This is a genomic window from Butyribacter sp. (assembly GCF_056818865.1).
Window position 1 is genome coordinate 1 of record NZ_DBLYGC010000039.1, and the last position, 7,928, is coordinate 7,928.

Annotated in this window: 9 protein-coding genes; 1 reads left to right on the plus strand and 8 read right to left on the minus strand. The window is 34.2% G+C overall.

Annotation, left to right across the window (positions count from 1 at the left end; translation table 11 throughout):
• Nucleotides 1-295 precede the first annotated feature (295 nt).
• On the plus strand, nt 296-469 hold the full coding sequence (locus ACZLXV_RS12920) for a TetR-like C-terminal domain-containing protein (protein ID WP_482383699.1): 174 nt from the start codon (nt 296-298) through the stop codon (nt 467-469).
• Here the strand turns inward: ACZLXV_RS12920 and ACZLXV_RS12925 are convergent.
• The 8 genes from ACZLXV_RS12925 to ACZLXV_RS12960 form a co-directional block, all read right to left on the minus strand.
• Entirely contained in the window at nt 434-1,024 is a 591-nt protein-coding gene (locus tag ACZLXV_RS12925) for a TetR/AcrR family transcriptional regulator (RefSeq protein WP_482383693.1), read from the minus strand. The genes ACZLXV_RS12920 and ACZLXV_RS12925 overlap by 36 nt on opposite strands.
• Nucleotides 1,017-1,373, minus strand: a complete 357-nt coding sequence (locus ACZLXV_RS12930; RefSeq protein ID WP_482383694.1) for a hypothetical protein — start codon at nt 1,371-1,373, stop codon at nt 1,017-1,019. Before ACZLXV_RS12930 ends, ACZLXV_RS12925 begins: the two co-directional genes overlap by 8 nt.
• Nucleotides 1,374-2,142: 769 nt before the next feature.
• Nucleotides 2,143-3,519: a hypothetical protein gene (locus tag ACZLXV_RS12935; RefSeq protein WP_022223401.1), complete on the minus strand. Its 1,377-nt coding sequence runs from the start codon at nt 3,517-3,519 to the stop codon at nt 2,143-2,145.
• 479 nt (nt 3,520-3,998) lie between these two features.
• A complete protein-coding gene (locus ACZLXV_RS12940) occupies nt 3,999-4,412 on the minus strand; it encodes a hypothetical protein (RefSeq protein WP_482383695.1) in 414 nt (137 codons plus the stop codon).
• A 734-nt stretch (nt 4,413-5,146) separates the two neighbouring features.
• Nucleotides 5,147-6,127, minus strand: a complete 981-nt coding sequence (locus tag ACZLXV_RS12945; protein ID WP_482383696.1) for an Abi family protein — start codon at nt 6,125-6,127, stop codon at nt 5,147-5,149.
• Between the two features lie 305 nt (nt 6,128-6,432).
• The gene (locus ACZLXV_RS12950; RefSeq protein WP_022223406.1) at nt 6,433-6,975 is read right to left on the minus strand and encodes a nitroreductase family protein; all 543 of its coding nucleotides are present in this window, start codon (nt 6,973-6,975) and stop codon (nt 6,433-6,435) included.
• Complete coding sequence (locus tag ACZLXV_RS12955; protein ID WP_482383697.1) at nt 6,976-7,509, minus strand: nitroreductase family protein; 534 nt, start codon at nt 7,507-7,509, stop codon at nt 6,976-6,978.
• Nucleotides 7,510-7,560: 51 nt separating this feature from the next.
• Complete coding sequence (locus tag ACZLXV_RS12960; protein ID WP_482383698.1) at nt 7,561-7,818, minus strand: hypothetical protein; 258 nt, start codon at nt 7,816-7,818, stop codon at nt 7,561-7,563.
• Between the last annotated feature and the right edge of the window lie 110 nt (nt 7,819-7,928).

The window sequence follows — 7,928 nt, forward strand, 5'->3', positions numbered from 1 at the left end:
AGTTCACTTGCTACAAACTTAGTATTTTCAAGGGTTTGCGAAGAATTTGATAATCAAATATAACAGTTATTAAATTTCCTAAAATATGTGAAATATCAACTGGAATTTCTATCGCTTTTATTCTTTAAACTGCCGAAAATAAATAAGTATGTTTTCGTATTTGTGCAAATGGATAAAATCACTGTTGTGGATACTTATGTAAAAGCAGACGTAAACCGTGGAACCTTCTACAAATATTATAGAGATGTTCCCGATTTATATGATAAAACAGAAGACTCTCTTGTCAAAGAAATATATGCATTGTTGGAAAACACAAACAGAACAGATAAAATGTCCCAATGCCAGCAGTCAGGACTCAGAGCTGCTACTCGAATATGTACTTGGTGGATGCTTTCATGTCGTATCCTACTGGTTGAAAAACGGAATGCAGATTTTATTTAAATTCCTGCACCATACAATTTATTGCTGATACAAATTCTTCTTTTACCTTTTCATTATCATCTGTGCCATCATATAAGCTGTAATAGAAATACAAAATTGCATAAAATCTGACTGCTTTGTCTTTAGCATCTGTAATTCCCATGCTTTCAAATAAATCTTTCACATAGAAGGCAGGACCAGCCACAAGATACTGCTGATATAAACTCTGCATCTCTTTACTGCGGAACTGCTCTATTGTCAACATCTTCCGAAACGATGATGCGAAATCATCCTCAGTCCAGTATTCAAACATAGACTTACTGTATTTCACAAAATCATCAAACGACACTGTTTCATACTTTTCCGGCATTCTCTCTTTACCCTCTTCCGGCATATCATAATCTGATGCCTGTTCACCATCCTGCTGCTCCATCCTCTTGACAATACAGTCAAAAATATCTCTTTTGCTTTTGTAATGACGGTATAATGCCCCTTTTGTTATGTCAAGCTCTCCTGCTATCTGACTTACTGAAACAGCCTCATAACCATCTCTGGCAAACAGATGCAATGCCACAATTAATATTTCTTCTTTTCTATTACCCATGCAAATTTCCTCCAAACGAATTAACTTTACAGTGAATTATTTTTTCGACATTTCCTTTGCTTTTATAAAAATGAGGTTCAAATCCACAGATTATTCTCAGCTGACTGTTTCGTTTTAATTCTCTTAAAAGACTGGCAACAGAGTCATGATCGAAAATAAAACTCGCAACAAATGAATTCCACAGTGCTGTAACAGACCATTCATTTCTGCCTTTTCCACGTATCTTTTGCAGTTTTTGAATCAGTTTTTCGTCTGGTAAAGCAGCAAGAATTGTCTGTAGCCGAAATAAATCTCCTAAATTTTCTTCAAAAGTATCGTCAAACAGTGATAATTGTGATATTATTTTCATTGAAAAACACTCCTTTCCTAATGTTGGTTTACGCACTTACATTATACAACTTTAATTGTTTGAAAGGGTGCTTTTTTTATATTTTTTACACACAACATAAATTACCTGTCAGCATATGATTCATTTTTCTATAATAGGGCACTTCAAACTCGCCAGTACTTGTATCCTGTTTTTTAGGATACTATGTACTGCTACGAAGTTTGTGTAGCGAAAGCGTGCCCTTGTTAGAAAATGAATGCATATGCTGACCAGGAACAATACCATAGTGGTCGTATTTTAGTATAAAATCAAAAAAAATCGTTCAAAAGTAACTGTTTGTGTTGCTTTTTGTGGCGATTCTTTTTATGAAGTTTTTTGAAAGTCTTTTATTCCTTAGATTTCGCGACAGCGAAATCTATTCAGTTATATTTTCTTGCTCTTTTATCTCTTTTGCTGCATTTTCTATTACCATTCAAGATGAATAAAAAAAGAGGCTATGTACTTATATAGCCTCTTTTACTTATGTTTCAGTTATCGCTTACGATTACAATATCCCTGTTTGAACTTCTATAGCGAAACTATTCTATATGTCGTCAGATAATTATTTTTCTTCTTGTCTGCAAGCACTGTGGATACTTTAATCTTGGCACTCTTTCCTTTTGTCAATGTGTAGCTGCTCTTTGTGCATTTACTTTCTTTACATTGGTATTTTTATAACTCTTATCTGCACCTAATATAACTTTAGTTCCTTTCATTATACAGTACCAATCGTACCGTGAAATAACCTTTTTTATTTACATGTTATCTCAACAGCTTTTCCATATACTTTTATTCCGTTTATAACTTTATATGCTCTGATATATATCTTCTTTTTCCCTTTTAATTTACTCTTTTTGATAGTACATGAAGTCTTTTTTACACCTGAAATTTGTTTCAAAACCACTTCATTGAAACGATATTTTTTATCTGGTACAAATGAAATCTTGTAACCTTTAGCTCCTGACAATGATTTCCAGTTCACCTTGACATTGCTTCCTTTTATTGTTGCTTTTGCACTCTTTACTTTTGTAGGTGCTGTACCAAGATTTTTAAATTTATAACCACGAGAAATCACATATTTTTTTATATCAGCTATAGGAGATAAATCATACTCATAATCTCCTGTATTTTGATATCCATATACAGTTGCACCCTTACCTACATTTATAATTTCTATATATCTTATAGTGGATGGAAGGTATATCCTATCAATTTTTGTTCCTGTCTCACCAAACAAGTTTCCATATATTTTTACTCCGTTTACACCCTCAGTATATTTAACTTTTTTCAACGAAGTGCAGCCATTGAGTACAAATGTCTTGTTAATTGATATGGTAAGCTGTGTTAGTTTTCTTGCTGAACAAAATACAGCCGAATCTGCCTTTTTCACAGACTTAGGCATCACATATACACCATTCCTTGACTCTGGATATAAAACAAGCTCTGTCTTGCTCTTGTTGTACAACACGCCATCTATTGCAACATATTTTTTATTACCACTGTGAACATCAATTTTTTCAAGATTAGATGCAACATTATTGTATCTTACAAACATCTCATCCTCAGAATCATTACAGAATTCATTTGTAATAACCGAAATATCACTGACTGTTTCAGGCATTGTATACTCTGTCATTTTGCTCGGAAAAATAATGATTTCTGTTTTGTCCTTATTATATAAAACATTATTTTCAACACAAAAATTTTCATTTGAAGCATCACATTCTATTGACACAAAATGATTTTTTTCTCTGCTATCGTCACATATTTTTTTAACATCAGGGTGAAGCTTTAATGTATCATTGCCAGCACTCACCAAATATAATGTGCTGTAATCTGCTGAATAAAGTCCGCCTTCATATACTTTAAAATTTTTATTTCCATCTGCAACACAGATATCTGTTATCTCAGATGTCTCTGAAACATTCAATTTTATATCTTCAATATTTTCTGCAACATTCAATGTTCCACTGCCCGAAACCTCTGTCAATGTATTTCCTAAAACTTCAGTAGTCACCTCCGCAGATGCTTTTATGCCTCCGTTATACAGACCACACCCCAAAATTAAGGCTAATAAAATACTACCAAAAAATACTGAAAAATGTTTTTTCGTAAAAAAATACTTCATTGTAATCTCCCCTTTCCTTAAAATACATGTTATTAAGTTATTTTTTAATTATTAAATACTGCTTCTAGGTACTGAATAAATATAGTTCTGTTTTCCATTTGCATTATGTTTAGCAATACCTATATATAATGTTTTTGTATTTATGACATGAATACCTTCTATTTCATTATTATTTCCTGAAATTCAATTGCTTTTGCTAATGCCATAACCAACACCTCGGAAATTTTGATGATTAGATTATAGCATAGAAGCAAAAATATATCCAGATATTTATTTTATGTTATACTAGTTAAAATTTTTTTACTTTCTTCTCTATAATATATCACACATTTCTATTTTATCGCTGTGGCCCTTTTAAGGGCTTGTGATAAAACAGATTTCCTACAGCAGCACGCTTTCGCTTGGAGAAAAGCACAATGGATGCATAAATGGACATACTACTGTGCTGGCATATTGATATTTAGCATTACAACAACTTCCTATTCGGAAGCTGTTGTAAACGTAGGATACAATAAACTCAACTTCACTCTTGCATCTGCAGTTCGGAACTGCCAATTAACTTTTGCTGCGACTTTATTACGCTCGACTTCCCATGCAGCTAACTCTTCACGAAGACTTGCAATGTTTTCAATCCTTCGTGACAAACACTGTCTGGTCATTACATTCAGTTCTATTTCTGCAATGTCAAGCCAGCTTCCATGTTTGGGTGTATAGTGAATTTCCAAACGCTTGATAATCCGTCTTGCTGCAGGTACCATTCCTGACATATTCCGAATCTGTTTTCTGATTGTCACCCGGACGCATGGGCAGTGGTTTCCTTGCATCGCCCAGTAACTGGTAAGGCTTTTCGTCCATGCATACAACTGGTCTTTCAGGATTGTATGGGAGTTCATATACATCAAGGACATCTTCCATACATGCTATAAATTCGGCATCATCTTTTTGGGGGATGCACCAGTAGTCGTTTTTGTGAGGTCGAAGTTTGTTTTTTTAAGGCTCTTCGGATTGCCTCACGGCTGACCGGAGTATCAAGAACAATTTTTGCTTTCTCTTCCAGAAGCCGGATGGTCCACCTTGAATGTCCTTCCGGCACCGGACCACAGGCAAGTTCAATGATACGGGCTTCAGCACGTCCAAGTACATATGTATCCTCTTCTTCTCTGACAGGAACAATTATCCAATCCTTATATTATGGACGCTGCATTCCTTCTCGAACAAACAACTCAAGTGTCGTTTCTTCCTCAATTCCTTCTTACATCAGCGCAGCCTTTGCCTTGTTAAATGCTATTTTCAAAATTTTACCAAATCCTATTAATGAATAAAATTGTGCAACAAATACAAGTGCATTACCCCCTATAAGTATCTATCAGTGACATAAGCACCTCCACAAAATATATTATAATAAATATTTTAGCACAATATTCTATACGTAGATAGTACCAATCCTTTTTTACAATAACATGTCTATAAAAAATACTGTATAGTAATTCCTATACAGTATAATCATGCACATATTACAATAAAAAAAGAGCCCGACGCATCAAGCTCTTTCAAGGTGTTGTCCGAAGACGCCCACCGCAATTCATACATATAATATACCATATGGTCAAAATTTATGCAAGTTCTATCAGAAATTATTAATATTATTAATAAAATTTTGTAATTGCTTAAGATGAGAACGTTGCTGGGTTCCTAAAATTTGATTACATACATTTGCTGGAAGCTGGTTACGTAATTCATCAGTCGATGAAATAAACATATTCAAAAATTGTTTACATGTTGTCTTGGATTCTCCCATTTTTCTCAAAACATATGTCAAAAGAATAATATACGCATAAATATATTTAAAATCAAGATTTACAATTCCTACTTCTGCTTCTAACAGAGCCACTAATCTTTGATTTATCTTACCAGTTCTGAATCTTGTATCAAAAATAATATTATTATGTGCAACCGCATTTCTAAGATCCTTCAACGAATATATAATATATTCCGTTATTTTACCATCTGAATCAAGATTGTTGGGAAGGTGTAATGTTGCTGATGTATACAACTTAACATCAGAATTTGCACATGCAAAAAAAGTACCAAATTCTCCAAGCGTAAGAGATTCAAATATCGCCCATATCGGTATTGATTTATCTGTATCAAAAAAATAATTCACTGTTTTTTTATTATTTCCATAATCTCGAATCAATGCACTATTTATCTTACCTTTAAGCATCATTCTCTTAGCATATTGCTTGTGATACATAGCACTTCCCGGAGTATATGATTGATAATCAGTAATTGATTTGTTAAAAATAACATCCAAATTCTCCGATTTCGCGTTTTTCAAAGTTGATTCGATAACATAACTTTTTAGAGCGTTTTCAATAAACATTACTTTAGGATAAAAAATTGCCTTTAAATTCATATCAAATTTATTCAACGCAATAATTTCATCTAAAGATGTAAACGAAATTCTTTGACTTGGTATACGAATAAAACGATATCCTTTAAAACCGTGATAATACCCCATGTTTCGTAAAGCCTGCGCTTGATTACTTTTAACAGTAATATGATGTTTTGTCCTCAAATATTTCATTAATTGGTTTATTGTTAACATTACTTTCCCCTTCCATGTATGTGCTATATATTTTACAAAGTTCTCTCAAATCTCCTTCTATTTTCTTTTCATATATATTAGCACAAAAACAGCGAAACTGTATAGATAATTCATCCATACAATATCGCAGTTTTTATTAATCTTATGTCTTTATCATCTTTGCCAATGATGTAAGTAACGTAACCATCTCAGATTTCATATCTCATTTGTCTATGATAATATTATCACATTCCAAAATCAGAATCAAACAATACTGCCATCTTCAAAATGTCCACTATTTGGCAATCTAATAAGTTGATTTTCCATTATAACATCTCAGTATTTCCATATTTTTCATAGTGTATTTTGTTTTCAGGAATATCTGTCAAAGAGTGTCCCTCAGGATGCACTGCCGGAATTCCTAATGATAAAATAGCTTCCAGATGTATTTCTTTCGGATATCCTAAAATTCTTCGCAGATAATCTTCCGTAGTTTGTCCGTCAGACGCTTCTCTTAAACGTCCCTGAATCCAACAACTACCAAGTCCGAGACTATCTGCCATCAGATGCATATTAGACATTACAATAGAACAATCCTCTGTCCACACATCTGATTTTTCTGTATCGGCGACTACCACGATTGCAGCCGAAGCATTTGCAAGCATTTTAGCCGAACCGATACGGCACTCGGACATCTCTTTCAAGGTGTCCTTATTCTGTACCACAATCAACTCCCAAGGTCTGATGGAACGGCTGGAAGGGGATAATAATCCTGCATTTAATACCATCTGTAATTGTTCCTCTGAGATTTCTTCACCGATATATTGTCTGATACTTCGTCTTTTTTTCAAAACATCTAAAAACTCCATTTATGCTTCCTCTTTTACTCGAATGATATAATCCTTTTTACGCGGGGCTGCTTCCTTTATTCCTTCCGGTAATCCATAACCAAGAATTACATTTCCAATTCCTTCATAGTCACCTGTAATTCCCCATTTTGCAAGAAGTGCTTTTCCTTCTTCTGAATCAAAAACCTCTCTCGCTCTGTAAATATAACATGAATCTACACCTACTGCATGAGCAGCATTTAATAAATTTGCAATAACCATATTTCCATCATCTACATGGGTTCCTCTGCTTCTTTCTGCAAGCACAACCAGTACTGTTGGAGCACCATAAAATGGATCTGTGTTGTTTCCAAGCACTTTGGCATTTAGTTCTGATACATAATCCCTTGTCTTTTTATCCTGAATTACAACAATGACCGGACATTGTGCCCCCATTCCTGTCGGCGCATATGTTCCTGCTTCAAGTATTTCATTTAACTGCTCCTCAGAAATCTGGTCCGGTTTATATTTACGGCAGCTTCGTCTTGTTTTTAAATCCTGTAATGTTTCTTTCATGTATGTTTCCTCCTTATTTCAAGTTTCTATGTTTATTATACTCCTATGTTGTTATATAATAAACAATGAGATTTTGTTAAATTTATATTTTCCTTTCCCGTGACCTGATACTGGTTCAATAATATCCGCTTGCACCAAATTGGAAAGAAATTTCGAAGCACCTGAACTTTTTAGTTCAAGAAGTTCCATAACTGCACTTCTTCCAAATACTCCATCAAAGCCAAACATCTCAAAGAGTTTATGAATGTGAACCGTCGTTTTTACAGAAAAATCGCTGCCTTTCGCGGAAAGTACGCTTTCAATGTCCACTTTCGCACCGTGAACTACCCATTGTCTTAAGCCAATGGGCTTCCTGCTTCATCGACCTCGTAACCTACTATCTCCACAGGCGTTAATTTGGGCAGTCCCTGCCCTATATA